At 55.5% G+C, this 25,190-nt stretch carries 22 protein-coding genes; 12 read left to right on the top strand and 10 right to left on the bottom strand.

Annotated elements, in window-relative coordinates; genetic code table 11:
* Positions 1–38: 38 nt before the first annotated feature.
* From E7002_RS06890 to E7002_RS06870, 5 genes are all read left to right on the top strand, one after another.
* Positions 39–731 carry a molecular chaperone gene (locus E7002_RS06890; RefSeq protein ID WP_303728126.1) on the top strand — a complete coding sequence of 231 codons (693 nt, stop codon included), beginning with the start codon at positions 39–41 and terminating at the stop codon, positions 729–731.
* Between the two features lie 44 nt (positions 732–775).
* A complete protein-coding gene (locus tag E7002_RS06885; RefSeq protein WP_303728125.1) occupies positions 776–1,354 on the top strand; it encodes a 4Fe-4S dicluster domain-containing protein in 579 nt (192 codons plus the stop codon).
* Positions 1,355–1,393: 39 nt separating this feature from the next.
* Positions 1,394–2,389, top strand: a complete 996-nt coding sequence (locus tag E7002_RS06880; RefSeq protein ID WP_303728124.1) for a 4Fe-4S binding protein — start codon at positions 1,394–1,396, stop codon at positions 2,387–2,389.
* Between the two features lie 212 nt (positions 2,390–2,601).
* On the top strand, positions 2,602–3,360 hold the full coding sequence (locus tag E7002_RS06875; RefSeq protein WP_303728123.1) for a hypothetical protein: 759 nt from the start codon (positions 2,602–2,604) through the stop codon (positions 3,358–3,360).
* A gap of 295 nt (positions 3,361–3,655) precedes the next feature.
* Complete coding sequence (locus tag E7002_RS06870) at positions 3,656–4,243, top strand: YqhA family protein (RefSeq protein ID WP_303728122.1); 588 nt, start codon at positions 3,656–3,658, stop codon at positions 4,241–4,243.
* A 97-nt stretch (positions 4,244–4,340) separates the two neighbouring features.
* On the opposite strand, the gene E7002_RS06865 is transcribed toward E7002_RS06870, so the two are convergent.
* Positions 4,341–5,987 (bottom strand): FAD-binding protein, encoded by a 1,647-nt coding sequence (locus tag E7002_RS06865; RefSeq protein ID WP_303728121.1) that lies wholly within the window; start codon positions 5,985–5,987, stop codon positions 4,341–4,343.
* 214 nt (positions 5,988–6,201) lie between these two features.
* Between E7002_RS06865 and E7002_RS06860 the strand changes: the two genes are divergently transcribed.
* Positions 6,202–7,614: a helix-turn-helix transcriptional regulator gene (locus E7002_RS06860; RefSeq protein ID WP_303728120.1), complete on the top strand. Its 1,413-nt coding sequence runs from the start codon at positions 6,202–6,204 to the stop codon at positions 7,612–7,614.
* Between the two features lie 51 nt (positions 7,615–7,665).
* On the opposite strand, the gene E7002_RS06855 is transcribed toward E7002_RS06860, so the two are convergent.
* Entirely contained in the window at positions 7,666–8,430 is a 765-nt protein-coding gene (locus E7002_RS06855; protein WP_303728119.1) for an ATP-grasp domain-containing protein, read from the bottom strand.
* Between the two features lie 288 nt (positions 8,431–8,718).
* On the opposite strand from E7002_RS06855, the gene E7002_RS06850 reads away from it, so the two are divergent.
* The gene (locus E7002_RS06850; protein ID WP_303728118.1) at positions 8,719–10,089 is read left to right on the top strand and encodes a Sau3AI family type II restriction endonuclease; all 1,371 of its coding nucleotides are present in this window, start codon (positions 8,719–8,721) and stop codon (positions 10,087–10,089) included.
* A gap of 112 nt (positions 10,090–10,201) precedes the next feature.
* The gene (dcm, locus tag E7002_RS06845; protein WP_303728117.1) at positions 10,202–11,464 is read left to right on the top strand and encodes a DNA (cytosine-5-)-methyltransferase; all 1,263 of its coding nucleotides are present in this window, start codon (positions 10,202–10,204) and stop codon (positions 11,462–11,464) included.
* Positions 11,465–11,592: 128 nt separating this feature from the next.
* Here the strand turns inward: dcm and E7002_RS06840 are convergent, their stop codons facing one another.
* The gene (locus E7002_RS06840) at positions 11,593–11,805 is read right to left on the bottom strand and encodes a hypothetical protein (protein ID WP_303728116.1); all 213 of its coding nucleotides are present in this window, start codon (positions 11,803–11,805) and stop codon (positions 11,593–11,595) included.
* 763 nt (positions 11,806–12,568) lie between these two features.
* On the opposite strand from E7002_RS06840, the gene E7002_RS06835 reads away from it, so the two are divergent.
* The 3 genes from E7002_RS06835 to E7002_RS06830 are packed head-to-tail and all read left to right on the top strand — an operon-like array spanning position 12,569 to position 15,440.
* Positions 12,569–13,507: an ABC-three component system protein gene (locus tag E7002_RS06835; protein WP_303728115.1), complete on the top strand. Its 939-nt coding sequence runs from the start codon at positions 12,569–12,571 to the stop codon at positions 13,505–13,507.
* Positions 13,504–13,788 carry an ABC-three component system middle component 6 gene (locus E7002_RS09380; protein WP_369692497.1) on the top strand — a complete coding sequence of 95 codons (285 nt, stop codon included), beginning with the start codon at positions 13,504–13,506 and terminating at the stop codon, positions 13,786–13,788. Before E7002_RS06835 ends, E7002_RS09380 begins: the two co-directional genes overlap by 4 nt.
* A complete protein-coding gene (locus tag E7002_RS06830) occupies positions 13,737–15,440 on the top strand; it encodes a DUF2326 domain-containing protein (RefSeq protein WP_303728114.1) in 1,704 nt (567 codons plus the stop codon). The genes E7002_RS09380 and E7002_RS06830 overlap by 52 nt, the downstream gene beginning before the upstream one ends.
* 379 nt (positions 15,441–15,819) lie before the next feature.
* On the opposite strand, the gene E7002_RS06825 is transcribed toward E7002_RS06830, so the two are convergent.
* The 6 genes from E7002_RS06825 to E7002_RS06800 form a co-directional block, all read right to left on the bottom strand.
* Positions 15,820–16,206 (bottom strand): DUF559 domain-containing protein, encoded by a 387-nt coding sequence (locus E7002_RS06825; protein WP_303728113.1) that lies wholly within the window; start codon positions 16,204–16,206, stop codon positions 15,820–15,822.
* 354 nt (positions 16,207–16,560) lie between these two features.
* Positions 16,561–17,727 carry a Fic family protein gene (locus tag E7002_RS06820; protein WP_303728112.1) on the bottom strand — a complete coding sequence of 389 codons (1,167 nt, stop codon included), beginning with the start codon at positions 17,725–17,727 and terminating at the stop codon, positions 16,561–16,563.
* Positions 17,728–17,948: 221 nt separating this feature from the next.
* A complete protein-coding gene (locus E7002_RS06815) occupies positions 17,949–19,004 on the bottom strand; it encodes a Fic family protein (RefSeq protein WP_303728111.1) in 1,056 nt (351 codons plus the stop codon).
* A gap of 187 nt (positions 19,005–19,191) precedes the next feature.
* Positions 19,192–19,626: a helix-turn-helix domain-containing protein gene (locus tag E7002_RS06810; protein ID WP_303728110.1), complete on the bottom strand. Its 435-nt coding sequence runs from the start codon at positions 19,624–19,626 to the stop codon at positions 19,192–19,194.
* A complete protein-coding gene (locus E7002_RS06805; protein WP_066664527.1) occupies positions 19,627–19,815 on the bottom strand; it encodes a DUF4177 domain-containing protein in 189 nt (62 codons plus the stop codon).
* Positions 19,816–20,070: 255 nt separating this feature from the next.
* Positions 20,071–21,510 carry a helix-turn-helix transcriptional regulator gene (locus E7002_RS06800; RefSeq protein WP_303728109.1) on the bottom strand — a complete coding sequence of 480 codons (1,440 nt, stop codon included), beginning with the start codon at positions 21,508–21,510 and terminating at the stop codon, positions 20,071–20,073.
* Between the two features lie 311 nt (positions 21,511–21,821).
* Between E7002_RS06800 and E7002_RS06795 the strand changes: the two genes are divergently transcribed.
* On the top strand, positions 21,822–23,483 hold the full coding sequence (locus E7002_RS06795) for an FAD-binding protein (protein ID WP_303728108.1): 1,662 nt from the start codon (positions 21,822–21,824) through the stop codon (positions 23,481–23,483).
* A gap of 243 nt (positions 23,484–23,726) precedes the next feature.
* On the opposite strand, the gene E7002_RS06790 is transcribed toward E7002_RS06795, so the two are convergent.
* A complete protein-coding gene (locus tag E7002_RS06790) occupies positions 23,727–25,184 on the bottom strand; it encodes a helix-turn-helix transcriptional regulator (RefSeq protein WP_303728107.1) in 1,458 nt (485 codons plus the stop codon).
* Positions 25,185–25,190: the final 6 nt, after the last annotated feature.

Genomic DNA, 25,190 nt, shown 5'->3' with positions numbered 1-25,190 from the left:
GCGGCATCGGTGGGTGAATACGGATCGAGGAATCGAACATGCAAGACAAAAAGAAAGCCGAGCTCATTGAGGCATTTCAAACCCGCGCCAGCATCTACAGCCTGCTGTACACGATATACGTCAGGGAACTCTCGCAGACGCAAATCGAGGCGCTCGCCAACATGGACCTAGACAGCCTGAAGGGACTCGACCCCCTTATCGCCGAAGGCGCGCATATCGTGAAGCGCTTTTTGCGCCGCGTACGCTCGGAAACGAGGGAAGAGCTTGCCGTAGACTACGCGCACATGTTCTACGCCGCGGGAAGCGCGAAGCACGAAAGCAGGGCCGTCCCCTACGAAAGCGTCTTCACGTCGGCCGAAGGCCTACTCATGCAAGAAGCCCGCGATCAAGTCCTACGGTACATGCTCAACGAGCATGTCGAGCCCAACCCAAGCTTGCACGTGCCCGAGGACCATATCGCATTCATGTTCGACTTCATGGCACGGCTCTGCATGCGATGCTCGGAAGCGCTCAACGAGAACGACCTAACCGAAGCGCAAAGGCTCATCAACGTGCAGCAAAGCTTCCATAGTGAACACATCGCGAATTGGATCGACCAGCTTTGCGACGCCATCGAGCGATGCGGCCGCACCACGTTCTACAAGGGGTTCTCGATGATTACGCGTGGATTTGCGCACATCGATAGCGAACTTATCGACGAGCTAACGCAGGCAATGCCCCAGGCCGCATAGGCCACCTTGGCAATCGGAAAGCATTCACAACGAGAGGAGGTATCATGGCTCAGCCATCGCGACGGGAATTCCTCGCAGGAACTTGCTTGTTCGCTGGCGTAATCGCACTGGGCGGCACCACGAAAGCTGCAGGCAGCAACGACACTCTGTTGCGTCCACCGGGAGGACAAGACGAAACCTCCTTTCTTTCGCTGTGCCTAAAGTGCGATAGATGCCGTACGGCGTGCCCCCACGGCATCGTAAAACTCGCGACCATCACCGACGGCCTTCTTGTCGCGCGCACGCCCGTGCTGAGCTTCCAAAACGATTACTGCGATTTCTGCAATCGATGCATAGAGGTATGCCCCACGGGCGCCCTGAAAAGCTTTGACCCCGAGCGGCAAAAAATCGGCATTGCCAGCGTAGACCCCACGCAGTGCTACGCATACTGGCGCGGAACATGCGACCTCTGCAAGGGGTCTTGCGCCTATGGTGCGCTCACGTTCGACAATGCGGGTCGCCCCATCATCGACGAGCAAGCGTGCAACGGCTGCGGCGCATGCGTAACGGCATGCAAGATCAACGTGTTCAGCACATACGGCGGATCAGCACAACGAGCCATAACCATAAGAAGGGAGGCGTAGGTCATGCCGCGCAGAGCAGGGGAAACAGAGAGAGGCGACGTGGGCACAAGCAGACGCGAACGCGCTACAAAGCTCACGAGCATCCGCAAGGGCACCAAGATTGCAGCGTTTCTCGCGATTGTGCTTGGCCTGTTCGTAGGCGTGGGCTGGGGCTCGCTTTCATCAATGGGCATCGACGCCGTTGCCTACGTCTGCCCCCTGGGTGCGCTCGAAACGCTGCTCGCATCCAAAACGGCTGTTCCGCGGCTCATCATAGCGTTTGTGATCATACTGGCCCTCGTCGCCCTGCTCGGACGAGCGTTCTGCAGCTGGATATGCCCCATTCCTCCCGTGCGAGCTTTCTTTCACGGCAAACAAAACGATGCATCTGACGGCGAAAACGCACGAGCCTCCGCCGCGCCAGAAGAAGCCCTTACAGCCAAGGAGAAAAACCTGGTTGCCTCGCCATGCGCTCTTGCGGGCAATGAGGATTCGCCCCACCCAACCACATGCAACAAGGAAGCATGCACAGCATGCCTGCAACCGGTTGGGGGCAAGCGCGACACAGTGCTATTCGATTCCCGTCATGGCGTGCTACTGGGCGCGCTGGCTAGCGCCGCCGTCTTCGGCTTCCCCGTATTCTGCCTGGTCTGCCCCGTAGGGCTGACCATCGCAACGGTCGTTGCCCTCTGGCAGGCGTTCGTTGACCACGCACCTTCATGGTCGCTGCTCGCGTTCCCGCTCATTCTGCTTGCGGAAGTAGTTCTGTTTCGCAAGTGGTGCCACAAGCTTTGCCCCCTGGGGGCGCTCATGAGCCTTGTTGGACGCAAGTCACTATTCAAGCCCAAAATCGCAGCTCAACGTTGCTTGCGCGCCAAGGGCGTCGATTGTCGCGCATGCGTAAACGCCTGCCCGGAACAGCTCGACCCTCACGTTGGAACACTCGCGGAGTGCACCAAATGCGGCAAGTGCGCAGAGGCATGCCCAGCGCACGCAATTTCTTTGGCACCCATGCACGGAACAAAAGCATCAAGGAGGAACGCTCAAGCTCAATAAGCCCACAGTCAACTAAGCGACCGGATGGCAGCTTGCTCCAGGAGCTTGCGCCCCTCCCCCTAAAAACAAATCCAGCCGCAGCTCACCACTTGCATCACCCACCGCGAGGGCAAGCTGCTACCCGGTCGCTTGAAACATGAAAGAGTGCCCGAACTCCGTCGAGAGCGGAAACGGCAAAAGAGGCCATTGTCTCGCGAATAGAAAGGGATTCTATGATTAAGAAAACCATTGGCGTTCTCATAGCATGCTCATGCGCTTTGGCGCTAGGCGGATGCGCCAAAGCAGTCGAATATGACACGCCCACTGCATCGGGCAACGAAACCACCTGGCTGGATTACGGGCAAAACATTACGGAGTTCGCCACGGTGCAAGAACTACAAAGCCAGGGAGGTCTCGACGTTGTTGCCCTGGCCCAAGATGCTGAAAACGCCAGCTATAACGAAGTGCGTCAGCAAACCGTGGCCATCACCAAAGACGGCTCTTGGCTTGGAGACGCCACGCTCAACAAACTGGTATATCGCAACGTCATGAACGACGGAGGTATTCAAACTCAGCAACTGTATTACACCGATTTGCACTATTTCAAACTCGACGCATCGCTTGACACCACGGCAAATGCCGAGCAAGTTGCCAACGACTTTATTGCAGCAGCCGGACTCAGTAACCAGATTGGCTACAACAACGAAGACACGTATAACCTCGCTACAACCGATCTTGACGACGAGCTCGAGATTGGAAACGTGACAGGCTATGACGTGGACCATTACATGGCCGTAGGCAAATGCAGCGTTAACGGGCAAGATGGCTATTGGTTCGTAAAGGTCATAGGCGGATGGTTGCGTTGCTATGTGACAACGCTCGATCAGGGCTTCGTGGTTTCGGGTAACGTACAAGAATACGACACCGTCATTGCAAGCTACGACGACCTGAAGGCAAACCTACTGCGTCTCGACGCCAACTGGGTATTCTAAAAAGCCGAAAGACATAGACAGCACGCGCCTGGGGTAAGGCGCACCAACGAGGCAAGCGACGCCAGCACATAACGCAACGCGAAGAAGAGCGGTGCCCCGATGGGGGCATCGCTCTTTCTTTGGCAACAGCCACAAGGTGACAGAGGGTTCTTCTGTCACCCGGTGTCGCAGCAGCAATTGGCCAACAAAGGCTCAGCGAACAAGGTGACAGAAGAACCGTCCCCTTGTCACCCTAGATTGCACGTTGCTGATACACTGGATGCATCAAGAGTGCACCATTTGAACGGGGGCCAATATGAGCGCAAAGCCCGAAAAGGACGCCACGGAATCCAACGAGGAATCCACCCATCCTATCGACAACGCGCCCCACGCCCTCCAAGAAGGCGCGGAACGCATTCGCGAAAAGAAAGCGCGCGTCTTCGCCGATGCCGTTGCGGGGCGCACGCGCTTTGTGGCAACCGTGCCGTCTCTGGGGTTGTTCATCGCGTCCGTCGTTATGGCCATCGGAACGTTTATCGACCTCGTCGTCTCATCGTATGCATTCGTGATTGGCGAAAGTTCTCTGCACGAGCTCACCATCGAGTACGTTGAATATGCCGACACGTTTTTGCTCGCGGTAGCGCTTTACATACTGTCGATTGGCCTGCTTAGTCTATTCGTGAACGAGAAGATTCCCCTACCCTCATGGCTCGAGTTCCACGATTTCGACGACCTGAAAGAGCGCTTGACCAGCGTCATTAGCGTAATGATTGGCGTATTCTTCCTGGGGCACGTGCTAAAAGGAGGCCAGGGGATCGAAACCCTGTGGCTTGGCCTGGGATGCGCCGCCATCATCATCGCCCTCTCCGTGTTCATACGCGCAGCCTTTAACTCCGAGGAGTAGAGCGCTTCCAAAAAAACGACGGGTCCGCGAATGCTCGCAGCTCCGTCGCATCTGGGAGGGAAGCCCACATTGGGGCACGAATTATCTCAGTAGGCTACTAGGCAAGACCAAGGCACGAACGCACGGCGATACGGCCGAACGCGCAGCATTCGCCCAGGTTGCCGCCACCGTTGTACATGTTGCACCACACACTGCCGAACTCACCGGCGCTGAACAGGTTGGGGATGGGATCACCATTCAGGTCGATGATGCGCGCATACTCGTCGCGACGCGGACCACCGTCGGTGTTGAGCATCGTGGTCGAGCAATGGCACGCGTGGAACGGAGCCTTCGTGATGGGCGTGAGCGTCTTGGCAGGACGATGGAACGCAGGATCCTCGCCCGCTTCGCAATACTGGTTCCACAGTTCAACGGTCTTCACAAGCTCTTCGGAGATGATACCCGCCTTGTTGGCCAGCTCTTCGATAGTGCTTGCCGTGAAACCATAGCCTTCGCTCGAGGGCTCGAAGCTGGGAGCGGTTTCGTAAGCCATCATCGCGTTGTAGCCGTCGTCGTCCAGGATGTACCAGGTGTCCTTCGGCATGGGCAGATGGGGCCATTCGCCGCCAAACTGCATGTGGCCATGACGGCTGCCCACGTTAATGTCGATGGGATGGTTGGGAATATCCTCCCAGTCGTGCTCGTGGTCGGAATCCCAGTCCATGAAGAAGCGACGGCCATTCGGGGCAACCGTGATGCCGAACTGCTTCGGCGTGCGCATGGTCACTTCAGGGCCTTCGATGGGAGAAACGCTCGTCCAGAAGCCAGCGCAACTGTTCATATGCCACATGTCGGCGCCGATGCGAGCGCAGATGTAATGGCCATCGCCCTCATTCTCTCGACCGGCAATGCAACGCGCGGTGGTGCCAGACAGATAGTCGGCACGCATCTGAGCATTGTTCTCGAACCCACCGCAGGACATGATGACGCCCTTGTTCGCCTTCACGTAGATGGTCTTGTCTTCGTACTCGTACACGCCGCCAACCACGGCCTTGCTGGAAGGGTCCTGCACAAGCGCCGTAAGTCGCGCGTTGATCTTATGCGTAACGACATCGGGGTACTGCTCGATAACCTGATGCACGAACTTGATCACATGGTCGATCTGCTCGCCCTTGAACCACAGCACGCCCAGGTTGTAGCCATGCTCCAGCTCGGGATACTCCGGGTAGCAGGTCTTACCGCTGCCGTTTACGAAATGCTCTTCGAAGGTGACATCATTCGCGTCAAAGCCCGGCAGCGATTCGAGCCAGGTACGGTTCTCGTGAATGCCCGCGGCGAACGCATCAAGCACGGCATCGGGCGTATTGTCCATGTCGCCACGCAGTTCGTATAGGTACGAGCGGAAGCCCTCAGCATGCTCGTCGTCGGTCCACAGCACGCGGCCCGCGGAAAACGGGCTGTCGCCAAAGCCCAGAGGGCTGCAGCCCTTTTCGATGAGCAAGCACTTCGCGCCCTGGCCCTCGGTTGCCACGGTAGCAGCGGCAGCATGACCGGCCAAACCGCCACCAACGATCAGCACGTCGGTTTCCTCATCCCAGGAGATATCATCAAGCGATTCCGCGTAGGTATTGGGGTTCGCGTCGGCCTGCTTCGTCGCACAACCACCCATGGCCACGGCCGCAGCGCCAGCGAACACGGCCGCTCCGGCAGCCTTAATGAACGAGCGGCGCGAACGGGTAAGGTTCAGCTTCTCGGTATAATCCATCTCTACCCTCCGTTTTGTTTTCGGAAATACGATGGGCCAACCATACGAGGCCAGCAGGCGCTTCGCTTCACCCCCAGCGGGTCTTTTGGGGTTTGCCACGCATCCCACCCGAAACGGGGCTGGCGGCAAAACGCCCGTTCAGCGAAGCTGTCCATGGGCATGTGATACAATGCCGGCGCACGAGGGGCGCTCGGCTTCATGGAGGAGGGAACGCATGACCACTTCAAGCCGCAAGGAGGTTCGCGGTACGAACGAGCGATGGTTTCGCGCACCATTCGCTGGCATAGCCTGCACGCTCGTATGGGCGTTTCTCATCAACGCGATGGCCGGGGTGGGCGCACCCGAAGGGCAGCACATGTGGACGCTTTCCTACGTGGCGCTCTCCATTGCAATGCCCATCATGGGACTGCTCTCGAAACTCAAGCCTTCGGTGCTCTCGCTAAAGGTCGTCCCCATCGTGATGATTGCCATTGGCGTCGTGGGTACAGTAGGACTCTACGCCGCCGACGCATTCCCCGCCATGGAAGTGCTGCGCCTTCCCTCAGTCGTGGCGTGCTCGTGCGCGCTTGGATGGATGTATCTGCAATGGGCGCTGTTCTTCATTCGCCTGGACGTTCGCCAGTCGGTGCTCTGCCTCTTCACGGCCAACATCGCCGGATCGCTCATCAAGGAGCTCGCGCACGTTATGCCGCTTGCCGGCACCTGCGTGGTGGCCGCATGCATGCCCGTGCTTTCGTGCGTGCTGTGCTGGTGGACCATGCGTCTGCTTCCGAAACACGCCGAAGCGCGTCATAAGCGCCTGGAATCGGAATCCCCGCGTGGCGTTTGGAAGATTGCCGCACCCGTGGTGGTGTTCAGCTTCGTCACGGCCTTCCTCATTGGCAGCTTCGCAGGCAACCAGAGCTCGCTTTCCATCGGGGAATTCACCGCAGCGCGTGCCTTCGAAATCGCCGTTTCGGCCATGGCGCTTATCGTGGTGTGCGTATGGCGCAAGCCATTCAACTTCGCACAGCTCTGGCGCGTGATTCTGGTGGTGCTGGCCATCGACATGGTGTGTGCGATTGCCCTTTCGCAGTTCGGCATGCTGCGCTGCGTGGAAAGCAGCGTATGGGATTTGCTCGTACTGTTCGCATGGCTCACCGTTGCCGACTTCGCCAAGCGCACCAATGAATCGCCGTCGCTGGTGTTTGGCATCGGCTGGCCGTTCTACACGCTGCCGTTCGCTGCGGGTACGTTTGCCTCGTCGTTTTCCCCGGGAAGCGTGTCGACCGCAGCGATTGCGCTCCTAATGCTCGTGCTGCTCATTACGGCTATGGCGTGCCTGGAAACGCGTGACCAGGACACGAAGCAGCTGTTCGCCGAAGCGTCGGAAGAGGCACAAGCGCCCACGCGTCCGTCGGATTACGACAACATCGACGACCGCTGCAAGCAGATCGCCGAGCAGTATTCCCTTACGCCACGCGAGCTAGATGTGATGCAGCTGCTCTGCAAGGGCCGCACGAAAGCGTACATCGCCGAGACGCTCTTCCTTACCGAGAACACCGTGCGCGGGCATACAAAGCACCTGTACACCAAGCTCGACGTGCACAGCAAGCAAGAGCTGCTCGACTTGATTGGCTGCGCGTAGGGGCGTTTGGGCGAGTTGCCGCTAACGGGTGACAGAGGGACGGTTCTTCTGTCACCTGCGCTTTTTCCTTGAGAAACCCCTGCAGTCAAGACCCGCGAGTTCATCCTCGACTCCAACAAGCTGAGCCCATCGAGCCGACAAAAGAAGAGCGTACCCGACAGAATCCATCCCATAGCACCCCAAAGCAAAACCATCGTTCACTTCAACAAGAAGCGTTCTTCCGTCAGCGGCAACACCAAGGTCAATCGAGCAACCTGCAAGAGCATCGGGAGCGGCCGCATATGCCCCGATTACCTCATTGACCACATCGACATCACACCACTTTTGCGAGTCGCCACAATAACAACGAATATCGAGCAACTCACCGTAGCGGATGAACAACCGCCATTCAGATACGAACTTAACCGGTTCGCTGCATAGCACCTGGTAGTCATTTCCGTGCGCATAATACTCATCGAGATCGGACATTTTACCAGCTACGATACCCGGTAGTTCTTTCTCTCCGAGAGGCTTCACGAACACAGGCAGATCGCGTTCCTGTATTTCACCTACTGTCGTCGCCCATACCCTACGCCCGAGGAAGCGACTAAGAGACTCTGGATAATCGATAGTCGGCGGAGTGATGCCTCGCATTGAAAGCGCATGCCCCATCACAAACATGCCGCCAACGACCACATCCTCGCGAGCGCTCTGGTTGAGCAATTCATTATTCGAAAAGGGCACGCACTCAATGCCCAACTTCTCAAAACCACGTTGAGCAATAGCGCACTCATCATTGAAACAGCATCCGCCTACCGTATGGATAAACGCCCTCATTCGAACACCCCTTAGAAATGACATGGCCAAATTGTCTCAATCCCTTCGCCTAAGCCCGACCCAAAAATGGGACAGCCAATTAGAATTCGGAAGAGATCGACAGCTCCCTCTTGCCCATTGTTGAAGCGTTCCCCTAGTGAGAGAATGCGTATACGAAGAATTGCCATCGAGGAATGGATGCAATAGCAATCCACAAATGGCAACCCGCTGACGGTTCTCGCCAGAGCGTACTCAATCCATATAACGCCAGCCGACAGCTGCAGCAAACAACTAACGAAAGCAGCGATGATGAGCAAGAACGCCGATGATCTTCCATACGACCGCACCGACAAGCGAAGCATACTCGAATACGCTTCTTGCTTGCGAGGCTCTACGCTTCGAGCGAAGACCAACCGAGCAGAGATAACCGACTCCCACATCAACAAGGGGTCATTCGGCAATGCCGTAGAAACAGATTACTTCAGGCTCGACCTCAACAGCGCCTCTCAAGCAGACTTTGCCGAAGCAGGGCTCGAACTGAAAACAACGCCCCTCAAACGCAATAAGGATGGACGTCTTGCCGCCAAAGAGCGTCTTGTCCTTGGCATGATTGACTACATGCAGGTCGTGCATGAGGAATTCGAATCGAGCCATCTCATGGAGAAGGCCCAGGACATCCTTCTCATATCGTACCTATGGGAGCCCGACACCGACCCCTTGGATTACCAAGTGGAGATTGTCGAGATGATTAGCATTCCAGACCTACCCGCTACCGACCTCGCTCAAATCAAATCCGACTGGGAGACGGTCGTGCAGAAAGTCCGCGACGGCTTGGCTCATGAAATATCTGGCTCCGACACGATGTATCTGGAGGCATGCACAAAGGCAGCCAACTCCAAAGCTCGCCGCAAGCAACCTTATTCCAACATTGAGGCGAAACCACGTGCATGGGCACTCAAAAGCTCGTTCATGACGGCAATGTCGAATCGCATTATCGAAGGCATGCAATCGATTGAACGCGCTGAAAACGAAAACGAGATGACACTCATCCAGCTTGTTCAAGCCCGCTTCAAACCATACTTCGGTCTTACCGAGCAAGAGCTTGGCGAGCGCTTTGGCTACATTCGGCCAGGCAAGCGCAAGCCAAAGAACCTGTGCGCCCTCATTACGCGCCGCATCTTGGGCGTGGAAGACGATGCCAAAATCGAGGAGTTCGAAAAGGCTGGCGTCAAACCCAAGACCATACGCATCACCTGTAACGGAACGCCGAAAGAATCAGTGTCGTTTCCCCGATTCGATTACTTCGAGCTGGCAAAAACACCGTTCGACGAAAGCGATTTCGCCGAACAGCTTGCCCAAAAATACCTCTTCGTCATCTATCGAGAAGACGAGACCGAACGCGGCATATACCGACTGTCCGACGTCGCATTCTGGCAGATGCCAGACGACGACCTCGAAGAAGCCGAGCGCTGCTACGAGGAAATGCGTTCGCGCGTAAACGCTGGACGAGCGCAGGATTCAGTCAAATCATCGGAAAACCGTTGCTGCCACGTCCGACCGCATGGCCGCAACAATGACGACACGCTGCCAACGCCGCAGGGCGATATGGTCGTTAAGAAATGCTTCTGGCTGAACGCCCAGTACTTGAAAGGCGAAATCGCAAAATTAAGCAGTAAGTAGCTTTCATAGAGATACTTTCGTTGCCACACGTAAGGATCTTGATCTTCAAAACCAGATCGGTTACAATAGCGACCGCATGTTCACGGGCACAGCAGCAAAGGAGAAACGTGCCATGAATACCATTAAGGTTGCCGAGCTCTTTGCCGGCGTAGGAGGCTTTCGCCTCGGTTTAGAGGGCTATCACAATTCGGATCATCCGGAATTTGATATGCCAGCGGCAGGCCCATACGAAACCATCTGGGCAAACCAATGGGAACCCCCTGGAACTGAATCCAAGCAGTTTGCCTGGCGCTGCTATGAAGAGCATTTCGGCAAGGACAGCTGCGTAAACGAAGACATCAACAAGGTGCTCGACGCCTACGAAGCAGGCGAGATCGACATTCCCGATGTGGATATGGTCGTCGGCGGCTTCCCCTGCCAAGACTATTCAGTTGCAAAACCGCTCTCGCAGGCTGGCGGCATCGAAGGTAAAAAGGGCGTGCTCTGGTGGGACATCTATCGGTTCCTGCATCTTAAGGAACCGCGCTACGTCCTGCTCGAAAACGTAGACCGTCTGCTTAAGAGCCCTGCGTCTCAGCGCGGACGCGATTTCGCGATTATTCTTTCGTGTTTTGCTGACCTGGGTTACTCGGTCGAGTGGCGCGTTATCAACAGCGCAGAATACGGCTTCCCGCAGCGTCGCAAGCGTGTCTACATCTTTGCTGAGCTCACTTCTGAGGAATGGGACCTCGAAGATAGGGTGTCGCATGGCATCATCTCTTCGGCCCTACCCATCCTGGAACCTGAATCGTTCAATATGGTAGAAATACCGAAAGACCCCTATGTTGTCACCCAGGAATTCAACGTGGGAGGCAAGGGTAAATCTCCGTTCGGTACCGCTGGAGCAATGCAGGACTTCCACGTTGTCACGTGCGATGCCGTAGAGGACTACCATGGCGAACGTAAGACGCTCGGTGACGTTATCATCCCCGCATCCGAGGTTCCGGAATCGTTCTACGTTCCAGAGGACAAACTGGAAAAGTGGCGCTACCTCAAGGGCTCGAAAAGCGAAGAGCGCGTAAAGAAGGCTCCAGACGGAACCGAGTTCACCTACCACTACTCCGAGGGCTCGATGGCGTTCCCCGACCTGCTAGAAAACCCATCGCGAACCATCCTTACCGGCGAAGGCGGAGCAGGCGCTTCGCGCTTCAAGCATATCGTTGAGATTGATGGCCGTTTTCGCCGCCTCGTACCGGACGAACTTGATCAGCTTCAAGGCTTCCCCAAGGGCTGGACGAACGTCGGCATGAGCGACGGACGCCGAGCCTTCTGCATGGGCAATGCACTCGTTGTAGGCATTCCCCATCTGATAGGTAAAGAGATAGCGAGACCGTAAAACAAATACGGATCGACTCACCTCCAAGGCGATTCGATCCGTATCTTTTACCGACAAAATTTATATCCGAAACCCCAGTTAAATAGCACTATCGCTATTTAACTCAACCCTACAAGGCAAAAACACTCCTACCAGGGCTGAGAGACCATCTCTGCACCTAGCTGGTAAGCGCGTTCCAACTCGCTGGGGAACACGGTTTCATGCCGCTGTCGGCATGCCTCGACGTCGAACAGATCCCAGTTGTATCGGTCGTAGTTCTTCACCTGCATGGTCTCGCCAACGACGAGCGTCTTCGTGGGACCCACAACCTCGGAAAGCAGACCCTCGTAGCGCGCGACCATGCTGATGCAATTCGCTCCACACACATCAAAGCAGCAAGGCGTACGACATGGCAGACAATGCGCTCGAGGGGACGAGAGTTGTTTGCAATCACAAAATGTGATTGCAAACAACGTAACAACACTTTCGTGTCGTTAGCGACGCATTACTCCGTCTAATAACTTTTTAGAGCCCTAAAGTGTTATTAAAATTCGAAACGACCCCTAACGACAAGAAACTGTCATTAGGGGCCTTTCGCATGCTGCCATTCGAGATAGCAGCCCCAACGACAGCGACGAAAGAAGAGTGAAGCTAACCAGGCCATCCATGACAAGGCACGCCTGCACTTTTGAGCTCATCGAGCATGAGTGCGCGCCCGCAATCACAAGCGCGCACCTTAACCATGACGAAAGCAACGGTTAACACGGTAATGCAATCAGCGGAACCAAACACATGGCCGTTGATGCCAAGCGCAAGCACGGTAAGGCTAACAGGCTTCCGCGTCAAATGCCAAAGCGGCAAGGAAACCCGAGAAAACACCAATGAAGGCATCAAACGCCATCGAGACGCGATCGGAAGGCAGGGGGCGAACGAGCACGGCTACCCACTAACAATGGACTGCGATTACGCCGATTGGGGTTTAGCGGAAGCGACGAATTCCCGCTTCCGGGACAGTGCTGGAAGTGTTAATGTAACGGCTGAGCTGCCCCACTAGAAAGCAATAGGGTTGTCATTGCTAACCACGCAGGAAGCGCTCTTGCATTCACATACATCTAAGGATTTAGTATGTGCCCAACGTCTCAAAATCTAGATTCAGCTTGGAAACATTGGTATCGGCTCCGCCACCAAAACGCCTATATAACCAAATCCGGTGAGTCCTTTGAGGCTTACATTTCTGCCGTACTGGAAAAACGCTATCCGGATTTTATTAACCCCGACCCAATGGGCCGGTTGGGTGATGAAGGTTGCGACGGGCTTGCCAACAATGGCCAGTCATTCTATGCATGCTATGGACAGCGAGCACAGAGCGACCAGGACGCTAAAGCTAAAGCAAAAATCAAGAGCGACTTCGAACGCGCAATACAAAGCAAGTTTAATTTTTCTGAGTGGTGTTTTATCACTAATGCGCAGATAGGACCTACCGCCACGCTGCTCGTCACCGAACTACAACAGCAGTATGACTCATCAAGCGCTCGACCATTGACAATCCGCATTATCAAATCAGAGAACCAATTCTGGGATGAATTCGTCTCTCTATTAACACCGCACCAGCTCGACTCCCTATTCCCAGGCGTCCCGCACGCACAGCATGCAAAACTCGAAGAACTGGTTGAGCTAATCGAATCATTGGAAACCCCAATCCCCAAGCCAACCGACCTCGGTCCTGTGTCTAGTAAGAAAATGGACTACAACGCTATTCCAGAGACCACAAAACTCGAACTAAATGAAGGCAGAGAGCTATCTCCGAGAATAGATTTGTGGTTCTCCGCACAACCCGATCCTGAACTGCGAGACAGCAAGGCTGAAGTGTTTCACCGCATATACGAAGACGCCAAAATGACCGTCAAAAACCCAGCTGGAATAATGGAACAGATTTACATTGCAGTCGGAGGCAGCGACTTCAGGCTTGACCAGGGCAAGGCCAATGCCGTCTACGCAATTGCAAGCTATTTCTTCGATAGTTGCGACATTTTCGAAGCGGTACCCGAAAGAGACGAGTCATGATTTTACCTACAAAAGGGATTAGTCCCGAGAGATCTCTCCTCGGAATAGGCGCGGAAGTACTCGAGATTCTTAAGCGTCCCATGTCGGTTTCTGAAGTTTGGACAGCATACAAACGGAGAGCAAATCGAGGGCGACGAGACTTTGTCTCATTCGATTGGTTCATCCTCGCTCTAGATCTGCTCTACATCATCGGCGCAGTATCGATAAACTCAAATAGGAGGCTTGAAAAATGCCATTTCTTAAAAGCCTGGGAGCAAATGACCCCAGGTTCAAAAAACTAACCTTCCACAAAGGCATGAACCTGGTACTGGCCGAAAAGACTCATCATTCTAGCGACACGGACAGTCGAAATGGCGCGGGGAAAACAAGCGTAATTCGCTTGCTCAGGTATCTACTGGGCGGAAACCGTGACAAGTGGATTAAGTCACTAGCTGAGCACACTGAAGGAGCATTCTGGGCTGAGATACAAGGGGCAACTGGGGATATTCGTATAAGCAGAGAAGCCGGCAGCACTTCTGTCGCAGTTGACGCATCAACATACAGCAGTAAGGAATGGCAAAGGAAGAGCGGAGAGCTCATCCTTGGATGGCCCGCAAGTCACAACAAACCGACAGCATCGCAGATTTTCTCTCAGCTTCTGCGCACGAGCTTCGATTCGCCAACGAAAATAGATCCGCATGAGTCCGATCTCGAAACGGGCACAAGGATTGCTTACCTCCTTGGCATATCGGACCAAACTCTGCAGAAGCCCATAAAGGCATCAAGTTTCAAGAAGGACAAAAAGACGCTCAAGCAGGCAATTGATCACGGAATCCTCGGTAACATGACCACTTCAAAAGCCGAGTGTGAGGCCGAACTGTCCAAGCTCGAAGACCAACTTCAAAAAAGAAGGTCGGCACTTGCGGAATTCAAGGTCGACGAAAGTTACGCAGGCCATCAGCGAGCTGCCGACGATCTAAGCGCTGAAATCTCGGCCTTAAACGACCAAAACATCGCGCTAAAGCGACGTAAGCGCGACCTCAACAAGACGATGACCGCCGAAGCACCCGCCAAGCAGGATAACGGCGAGATGCTTAGCCGCCTAAAACGTCTATACTCAGAAGCTGGAGTGACAATAGCAGCAGACGCTTTAAGGCCGTTTAATGATGTTGTCAAATTTCACGAATCGGTATCCAGCAATCGGAGACACTTTCTAGAAGATGAGCTTGGCAAAGTTACCGATGCGCTCGAAGCTAACGAAGCCAAAATCAAGATGCTGGACAAAGAGCGCAGCGAAATTATGAGACTTCTCAACGAAACAATGGCCTTGGAGACCTTCTCCGAGGCCCAACAAGATTGCAATGAAATTGCCGCACGAATAGAGCGCCTGAAAGAAAGGCTGCGGAATTACGAACTACTTGATGACATGGATTCCACTCTGAGAAAGATGGAAATCGAAGCAAATGACGCCATGCGTCTAGGTCTTAAAGAGAACGCCGACTCCGTTAAACTTGTCTCTCAGATGTACTCGAGTCTTTGTTCGGAAGTGTATGCAGACCGCGATGGCAGCCTGCTACTAGAGCCAAATGATGCTGGAGTTCTCAAAGTCACTCCCAAAATCAATGGTGACGCATCAAAGGGAATAGCAGAAGTCTCAATCTTTCTATTCGATGTAGCGTGTGTTGCAGTCGGAGTGAAGAATGGAACCATCCCTGGGATATTAGTCCATGATAGCCAATTGTTTGATTCGATGGATGACAGGCAACTCACGTCTTGCCTCAATATTGGTGCGAGACTCGCTCAAGAATATGATTTTCAATATATCGTCACTCTCAACACCGACCGTCTTGAAGCCGCAGAAAAGATAGGATTTGACCGCTCAAACTATTCAATCCCTGTAAGTCTCACCGATAACGGGGAAATGGGAGGTCTATTCGGCTTCAGGTTTAACTAGTAAAGCTCGAATCCGCAAGGCGAGCAAAACCCTTGTCAAATAACGCCATCAATCTGATAGCCCATCCCATCATGCCCATACCATACTTCGCGACGTCAGATTGTCCCACCCCGAGCCCGAAGGGCGGGGCAATCGCCTAAAGCCTATTTCAATCGTTGGAGACGTTCTTGCGCTGGCACAAGAGCTACCATCAGCGTCACCATCAAAAAGGCTAGCTATATCGCAGATAATCCGATAAGAGAAAATCAACACTTGAAGGTGCCAGCCTTCCACATCACGCGCCATCTCGCGCATAAGCGAACCCGTGTCGCACTTTACGTGCGGACTTACGTTCACAACAACAATACCCTTCATGAAATGACACTGCCTTCATCTGACATCATTCCAGCAAGAACGCACCCAATGCGACGAGTGTGCTACGCAACAGCTTAGTCGCGGCACCCCCCAGCAGTGCCCGCCGAAGACCTTCGCGAGCGAGCTGATGCTTCAGGGTCACAGGACGCCGACGCACGCCAAGAAGCGCAGCGGTCGAGGAGGCAAAGTTGTCGAAGGCTACGGGGTTATATACCTGATGCCGCTTTACGCGACGAACCGTGTAACCCCTCCCCTCAAGTATCGTGATGCGAAGCGCGTCGTATTTCGACTGCAATTCTTCCTCATGCTGCCTGCCGTCGTATTCGACAATTAGGCGCTTCTGACGCCACAGCATGTCGGGCTTTACTTTAGTGCACCTCAGGACCTCCATCTCTGCTTGATCCAATTCCATCTCGGATTCAATTCTAGATTGCCCAGGTTGTAGCCACCGTATTGTAAAGGCAAACACAACAAGAGGTAGAGCTTCGTTTCCATAGGCGATGCTGAGCCAGCCACCAGGTACTTCGACACCTTGCGCGCTAAGGAAGACCGCTGAAGCCTTGCCAGACCCGCGAATGACGCCGGAGTGTCTCGACGTCGACCAGCGGATAGTCTCGCTGAGCCATGCCCTCGATACCACCCGGCCTAAGTGCATAGGTACCGCAAAGCTCCATACCCAGCTCGAGAGCCTCGACAAACGAAAGCGACTGACACATCTGGACGAAGCAGGTGACAGAAGAACCGTCCCCTTGTCACCCTAGCCCTCCTACAACGGGTCGCTTCCCTGCCTCAAGATGGCCAGATAATCTTCGTACAGGAACGTCCGGTAACGATGCTTCCCCTTTTCGCGAATCTTCAAGATTCCAAGCTCGACAAATTGCCTTATCAAATTGCTGGCGGTCGTCCTAGATACCCCAAGCTTTTCAGCCACAAACGAAACGTCAACGATAGGATGTTGCTCGAGCATACCAAGCAATCGCTGCCCGTTCACCGAAGACCTACCTAGCGATACGTTGATCAATTCCGAATCTCGATTATGTAGATCAACAAGTTGCTCCAAGGATTCGACGGCATCTTCGGCGCTAGCCAAAAGGCACGCGCAAAAGAATCCTATCCACTGCGTATACGACCCATTTTCCCTTACATCCATCAGGCGCTCGTAATACTCAGCACGATTGAGCTTGAACTGATACGAGGGATAAAACACCGCATCGGACAAAATACGATCATTAACAAGCGAGAGCGTAATGAGCAATCTGCCCAGACGACCATTGCCATCGAGAAAAGGATGGATCGTCTCGAACTGATAATGCACAAGAGCCGCTTTCACAATGGGGTCGACGTCGTCCACCTCGTTGATAAACTTCTCCAACTCATACAAGGCATCATTCATGTCATCCACGTTCGGCGGAATGTATGTTGCATCCCGAAGGGTCACCCCACCAGGACCAATCCAGTTTTGAGTTGCCCTCGTCTCACCAGGTTGCTTCTCCGAACCCCTAACGCCCGACAGGAGGACCGAATGGACCTCCTTGAGCAAGCGCATGCAAAGGGGAAGCTCGTTCATACGACGAACGGCATATTCCATCGCCTTGACGTAGCAGACAACATCGGCCACATCGCGCTTGGCCAAATCCGCATTCTCCGGGTTGAGAATGTCGTCGAAAGTACATTGCGTTCCCTCGATCTGAGCCGAGAGAAGGGCCTCCTTGCGAACGTACATCGTAAGATACATTTGAGCATTCGGAACAAACCGAAGCATTCCCTCAAGCTCGCCAAGCTTCCTGGAGCAAGACGCGAGCAGCCTCACTACGTCCTCGGAAAGCTCGATGGGAACAATCTCATTCAAGGGGGTTGGCACGTAAGACAGATACTCCGCTTCACCCGAAAGGTTCTTTCGCAAGAAACCCTGCCCGTTTTCCGTCAGCTTCATTACCAACCCCCTTCTAATGACAACTTATTGGCGTTACAGACATACTATAACTTCTAACGACACTTTAAGGCCGTAAAGTGTCGTTAGAATTCCAAATGACGCTCTAACGACAATAAAGTGTCATTAGAGCGCAATTGCAAAGCAGAGCAAGTGCACCCACCCCAGCAGCCCGCCGCCCCGCAACGCTATACTGCAAGAATTTCAGGCGACGCTAGTCGCAACTACTCGCGCTCAACCCTTACATAGCCCGTTGCCGGCCCACGCCCAACTTTTTCGATCCGGCCAGCAACCAACAGATTGTGAAGAACGCGTTCCACCGTCGTCTGGCTGATATCGGGACACTCCGCCAAAATGTCGGCTTTTGTCACCTTGCCCAACTTGCAATCGAACACTGCCGCAACGCGGTCGGCCTTCGACGCATCGCCCATCTCGACGCTCGTCACGCGTGACTCCAAATCCCTACAAGCACCCAAAATCACTCCGAGCATGTATCGCACGAACGGCGCATAATCGTTAAGACCCTTATTCCAATTCTCCGAACTTGCTTTAAGCGCTTCGTAATAGGAAGCCTTGCTATCTTCTATGGCCTTCTCGATGGAAACGTACTTACCCACTAGATAGCCCGTGCGATAAAGTGCAAGCAGCGTGAGCAGGCGACTCATACGGCCATTCCCGTCGTTAAAGGGATGTATGCAGGTGAAATCAAAGACGAACATACAAGTAAGCAGCAGCGAATCGAATCGTTCCGCGTGCAGTGCATTTCGATAGGCTTCGCAAAGACGCTCCATCGCATCTGGCGTTGCTACGGCTGGAATTGGCATAAATCGCTCGACACGCCTTCCATCTGCATCGATCTCCACGATAGAATTGTCGCCGACCTTATAATGTCCACCCATGCTAGAAGCGGTGCGCTTGTACATGGTCGCATGAAGCTGAAGAATGTTGTTTGGCGTAATGTCGATATAGTCGTGACTCTCATGAATCAACGAAAGGGCGTCGCGATATCCCGCAATCTCCTCTTCGTTACGCCCCTTCGGGGTGGTCTTTTCGCTTGCAAGGTCGCGGACTCTTTTTGCCGAGGTGAAGATTCCCTCGATGCGATTCGACGATTCAATACTCTGAACTCTCGCGATGCCACCGAGCGAATCCAAGACGTCCTTCTTCGCACTTAGGAACAGCTCCTGCTTGCCCTTGTGCTCATGAATAACACCTAGCAGGCCGATTATCTCGGGCGTAAGCAACTTTGACGGAGCGTCGGTGTAATCGAAAGCGTGCATGTTATCTGCCTCATGAGTATCGCTATCTGCATCATATTACACTTGATGATGCAGATTATAAGCCGCTGATGCAGATTTGACTATAGATACCGCCGGCATTCGCCACGTGCGAGACGAACGGCTATTTCTCAATCTTCGAATAGCTACCTGGGGTGACAGGGGGACGGTTCCGCCGTCACCCCCTAGTTCATCGAGTGCCTTTGCGCACGGCTTCCATAACGGCCTCAACGCCGGCCATGAAGTCCGACTCCTTGCAGAGCGCGATGCCCTGCCCTTCCTCACCAAGAACGACAAGCTTGTCACCAGGCCGTATGCCAAACACCTCGCGCGCTTCCTTGGGAATGACGACCTGCCCACGCTCGCCCACTTTTACGTTGCCGAACAGGTGCTTGCCCCTTGGGGGCGCACCAAGCCCAGTCCCGGCCGAGTCAAAATGAGCAAGCGTATCCATCGTGCATCCCAACGCATCGGCAAGCGCGGCGGCATGCTCCAGGTCGGGCGAGGTCTCGCCAGACTCCCACTTCGCAACCGTCTGGCGCGACACGCCGACCACCTCGGCAAGCCGCTCCTGCGTAAGCCCCTTCGCCTGGCGCGTTGCTTGGATGTTTGCCCCGATTCCCATCTAGGCTACCTCAAAGATAAGGTCGAACTCGACCGTCTTTCCCGTCGGGCCCTGCGTCACGGGGAACCAGCCCGCGTAGCGCTTTCCCTCGGCAGCCATGAGATCGATGATCTCGCGATGACTCTCCATGTCGGCATTCATCGCGTAGTTGTTCTTGTCCAACTTCACCCTCACGTACTCGTAGCGCATCGTTCGCTCCTTTCATACGATTCATACCTCGCATGCAATGGTATATCGCGCCGAACGGCAGCTCCACCAACCGAAGGCGGCAATTGCCCGCACGCTATGTAAGGTTCGATTGACAAAGCCGGCGTCGGGCAATGCATCAAGCAGCGCGGGTGACAGAGGGACGGTTCTGCTGTCACCCCTCATCCAGGATGGTTGGCCACCGAGGAGCCAGCGCCGGGTGACAGAAGAACCGTCCCTCTGTCACCCAAGCGCCGCTTACCCATTGCCAAGCTTTTCAATAAGCTCGTCGCGCGTATGCACGCCCAGCTTTCGATAGGCACTCTTTATATGGCTTTGCGCCGTGCTCGTGGAAATGAAGAGCGTGGCCGCCACCTTCTTGATACTGTGCCCGCGCGAAAACAGCTCGGCCACTTCCATTTCGCGCGCCGTTAGGTGATATGCCTGAGCAATGGACAGTGCGTCCGCCTGCTCGCCCGAAGCCGACACCGCTTCTACCTGCACGGGCGCCTCTGCGGCAAAGGAAAGCGCGGGAACGGAGGCTTTCTTCGCATTCCGCAGCGCGATTACGCCCAGGAAGGCAATGATGAGCGCCAACAGGACAAACACGATTACGAGAACGAGCATTTCCGAAGCGGCCAGCCGCTCTGTGCCGCTTATGAGCAGCAACGAAGGCGTAAGCGAATAGCTGATGATCCACGAAAGCGCTTCCACGAAGATGCTGCACGTCACAAACACGGGCACGAAGGGCAGCTTGCCGCGTTTCACCATGTTGCACAGCAAAATCCACAGGAAGAAGTCGAGCGTAGAACGCGATACCACGACCACCTGGCCACCAACGAAATCGGGTCCGGCCACAAGAAACGCGAAGGCGCCCAGGAAAAAGCACAGGGCCAGGGCGACCCAGCACTTGAGCACCATCACTTCCACGTTGGAGGCATCGTTGGGGTCTTCGCCTGCACCCTGGAAGAAGCGACCCCGCTGATAGAGAACGCACACTGCTAGAACGGCCACGGCCATGGCGATGGAAATGGGCCAGCGGAAATCGGTAGCGCCGCCTAGGTCCACGATGCCGCGCACGAAACTGCCCGCCAAAAGGAAGGCAATGAAGAGCAGCACGTAGGGATCGGTCTTCTTGATAACGGCGGAAAGCCCCAATGCGGAACCCGCCGCTTCGCCCGTTGCAGGATGCGGCAGCGCATACCAACAGAGCGCGGCACACAGCGGCGACGCGACGGCGATGGCGTCGCGCACCTGGCTATTAAATCCCAGGTAGGAAAGGACCACCAAGCTTAGCACGTACGAAAGGGCCAGCAGCGTTATGGCACGAGCGCTGAACACGCGCACGAAATAGCGCGCCCAGGCCAGACAAGCGGCGAAGAACCCCAGAGCTACAAGGGGAACCGAAACGACCTGCAGAGCAGAGACGCCCACAACGCCCGAGGAACTAACCGCACACCACGCGCCCGCGCTTCCCGCGGCTCCTGCCAATATTACGCTTACGGGATGCTTTCGCAACAACGCCTCAATGCGTGGGGCAAGGGGAATGGCCAGGGCGCACAACGCCAACAGCACCAGCATGACCGCCACGTATAGCATGGCATGGCCCCCGCTTTCCGCTGATGTGGCCATCGGGTACAGCGCCTGAAAAAACGCCTGGTGCCGAAAGTACACCCAGAAAAACGCCATGCCGATCATGGCGATACAGTAGTCCCTTGTTCTCCCCGTACCGTTCAAGCAAATTCCCTCCGTTGCTGGTCATTGTACCCGAACTGGCATCCTTCGAAGCGTAACAAGGGGCAAGCAGCCGCCTACGGAAACCCAAATTGAATAACTCCAGGTGAAATGGTGGGTGAATTGAAATATCCCCTATTTTATGGTCGGGAATTTCGGGAATACACGGATTTTATGGGAGGTAGCAGGCGGGCGCTTTTTGCATAGTCGCAATAACGCAACGCGAAACAAGGAGCGCGGATGCGGAACCTACGAGATGCGAGGAAAGGGAGATCATGAGCATCGGTAGAAGGGAATTTCTGAAAGGAAGCGCCCTCGTTGGAGGGGCAGCGGCGCTAAGCGGACTCGTGGCAGGTTGCTCAGGTGGCACCAAGGACAAGGCGAAGGAAGCTTCCTCCAGCAGCGTGTACCCCGAGGGCACCACGGCGGAAGACTTCGAGAACTCCGTGGTGGAAGTGGAAACCATCACGAAGTTCGATGACGAGAAGACCTACGACATCGTGGTGGTAGGCGCTGGCACCGCCGGCGTGCCGGCCGTACTCACCGCGCTGGAAGAAGGCGCGAGCGTGGCCTGCCTGCAGAAGGAAAGCACCGCCATCGCAAACGGCAACGGCTCTTCGGGCCCCATCCTGGACGAGAGCAATGAGATTGGCAAGCTGCAGTACAAGCAGGCCTGGCGCAAAGCCGGCGGATACCGCATGAACCCCGATCTTCTCGACCTGTACGTAGAGCATGCGGGCGAAATGATCATGTGGATGCTCGCCCAGAGCGACCAGGTGGGCCTGCTTCCCGTTACGTCGAAAACGCGCACCGACTTCGACGAGGGCAGCTACATCACCGTGGCAAGCAACAACTTCTCGCCCAAGCCCATCAACAACCAGACCATCATGCAGAAGCTGGCCGACCACGCCGTGGAACTGGGCGCCGACATTTTCTACAGCACCCCGGCCGTGCAACTGGTAGTGGAAGACGGCAAGGTTACCGGCGTCGTGGGCCGCAGCGAGGGCAAGTACATCAAGTTCAACGCCAAGAAAGCCGTCATCATCGCCGCGGGCGACTACCAAAACAACGACAGTCTGGTGGCGCGCTACTCCCCCGACATCGTTCGCTTCCAGAAGAAGCAGGTCAACAAGACGGCCGATGGCATCCTGATGAGCATGATGGCAGGCGGCCGCATGACGCCCGTCAACCATGCCAAGACCATGCACGACATGGACGCCGCCCCGATGTTCATGACCTCCTACCCCTTCATGGCGCTCACCATGGAAGGCGAACGCTTCATGAACGAGGACATTCCCATGGAATCGTGGGACCTTTCGCTGCAGTGGAACAAGGACGCCGAAGACCCCGGCCACTTCTGCCGCATCTTCGATAACGACTACATGGCGAAATACGGCGCGAAGACGCCCATCGCCACCCTGGAGAACTACATCCCCGGCTACAAGGAGAACCCCGAAGGCGTGTACACGAGCCTCATCGACACGCACCGCGCCGACACGCTCGACGAGCTGGCCAGCCAGCTGGGCATTCCCGCGAACGCCCTGAAGAAGAGCGTGGAAAAGTGGAATGAGCACTGCGCCAACGGCGTGGACGAAGAATTCGGCCTGGCGAAGGACAAGATGAAGCCCATCGACACGCCGCCGTACTGGGGCGTAAGGCAGTGGATTCGCTGCAGTGCCATCAATTCCGGCGTGGTGATCGACGGGTTCTGCCGCGTACTCGACAAGGATGACAAGCCCATCCCCGGCCTATATTCAGTAGGCTCGGGCGCAGGCAACATCTGCGGCGGCCTGGAATGGAACCTCTACCAGGGCGGCCTGTGCTGCGGTTCCTACATGACCATGGGCCGCTACGCCGTCATCCACGCCCTCACCGGCGGCCTTACGCCGTCCCACCCCGCCAGCTACGCTGACAGCACGAAATACTGGAAGTCGTAGTAACTCCGCTTAAGCCCTCCCGCGACGCGGCGACTGTTGCAAAACGGTCGCCGCGTTTGCGTTCGACCCAAGGTGACAGAGGGTGACAGAGGGACGGTTCTGCTGTCACCTTGTAAAGCGGCCGCCGCGGGTAACAGAGGGACGGCCCTGCTGTCACCCCCCATCCGTTGGATGTTCAAACTAACTACCACTAGACTGCGTAGTTTGACATTGGGTGACAGAAGAACCGTCCCTCTGTCACCCTTATTCGCCCTGGGAAAGCGAGATGGACTCGATGACGTCAATCATTTCCTGGCGATCGGAAACGCCCAGCTTCTCGTAGAGATGCGAGATATGCGTCTTCACCGTACTGCGCGAAATGAACAGGCGCTGAGAAATATGCGGCACGCTGCGGCCGCGCACGATAAGGCTGAGCACTTCGGCTTCACGCGGAGAAAGACCGAAGCGAGCGATGGCCTCTTCGCACTGCCGGGCGAAATACAGCACCTCGGCACGCGGATAGTCAATTGCGGGGTTAAGCTGCTCGCGTTCGAACAGGTCAGTCTGATCAAGCATGATAACGGCAACCACCACCAGCATGCTCGCGCCGCTGATGAGGTTCACCATCAGGCTATCGCCCATGTGCAGCAAGCCTTCCAGCACCACCATGAGGACGACGGTGAAAAACGGCGTGCTGCTTTCGATGGCGCGACACCAGCTGAACACGCGACGAGCGTCCACACCCGTCTTACGACAAGCGTTCGCGAACAGCGCGAAGCAGAACAGGTCGAAGCAGGTGTAGCCGATGGAAATAAGAGCGGCACCCACATTCGTCTCGAAATTCAGCGTGGCCACCAGCAGAATGCCCGCCGTGATGAGCGGGAGCACCACCTTGTAGATGTACGACTGCGAAAACGCGCCGCCCGTGACAAGCGCCAGCACCAGCAGCACGGTAACCACGCCGCCGCTACCCACAATAACCAGCTGGCCCAGCCCCTGCACACCAGCGCTCGCCTGGGCCCACGGAATGCTCGTCCACGTAACGATGCCGAACAGAAAGAAGACGAGGAGGATACGCCAAGTAAGACCGATAAACGTTTCACGACCCACCACCCGGCGCTCGGGCAGCTTCATGCGGCTGGCGCGCAGCACCAACGCCATGGACAAAGGCAGAGCGACCGCCACGAATGCAACGCGCAGAACCTGCGGGCAGGAAAGCATGACCAGGCAGGCCGCAAGCGCCAGGATAAACGAAATGAGCGTGTACGCAGTGATGCGGAACGCGTCGAGCCGCGCATACTGCGAGCCCCACGCCACGATGACCCAGCACGAGCCCAGGCGCGCAATGGCATCCGCCACCAGGCGCACCACGCCAGCGTCGATGCCATCGAACTGCACCAGCAATGCGGCGACAACCGTTGCCACGCCGGCGGCAACCGTGCCGATAAGCCCAACGAAGTTGAACGACTGCAGCTTATGAAGCCCTACGCCGATGGCTACGAAGCCGGCCGTAGCGGCCGCACTGGTAACGAGAATCGAAAAATACGGCACGGGATTGTACGCTTCCGCCGCCACTGCGTGCTCACAGTAGATCGTGCAGAGGTCCCACGCATAGAAAAGGGCCAGGCCGCACACGAACAGCAACGCGTGAGGACCATCAAAGAGCCTGGTCAGATTGGTTCGTACTTTTTGTCCGATACCTATTTGGATCGATTTGTCCATTCTTGC

It is taken from the genome of Denitrobacterium detoxificans (genome assembly GCF_015062615.1).
GTDB lineage: Bacteria > Actinomycetota > Coriobacteriia > Coriobacteriales > Eggerthellaceae > Denitrobacterium > Denitrobacterium detoxificans_A.
The sequence above is the reverse complement of the archived record's forward strand: the minus strand, read 5'-3'. Positions and strand labels throughout refer to the sequence as shown.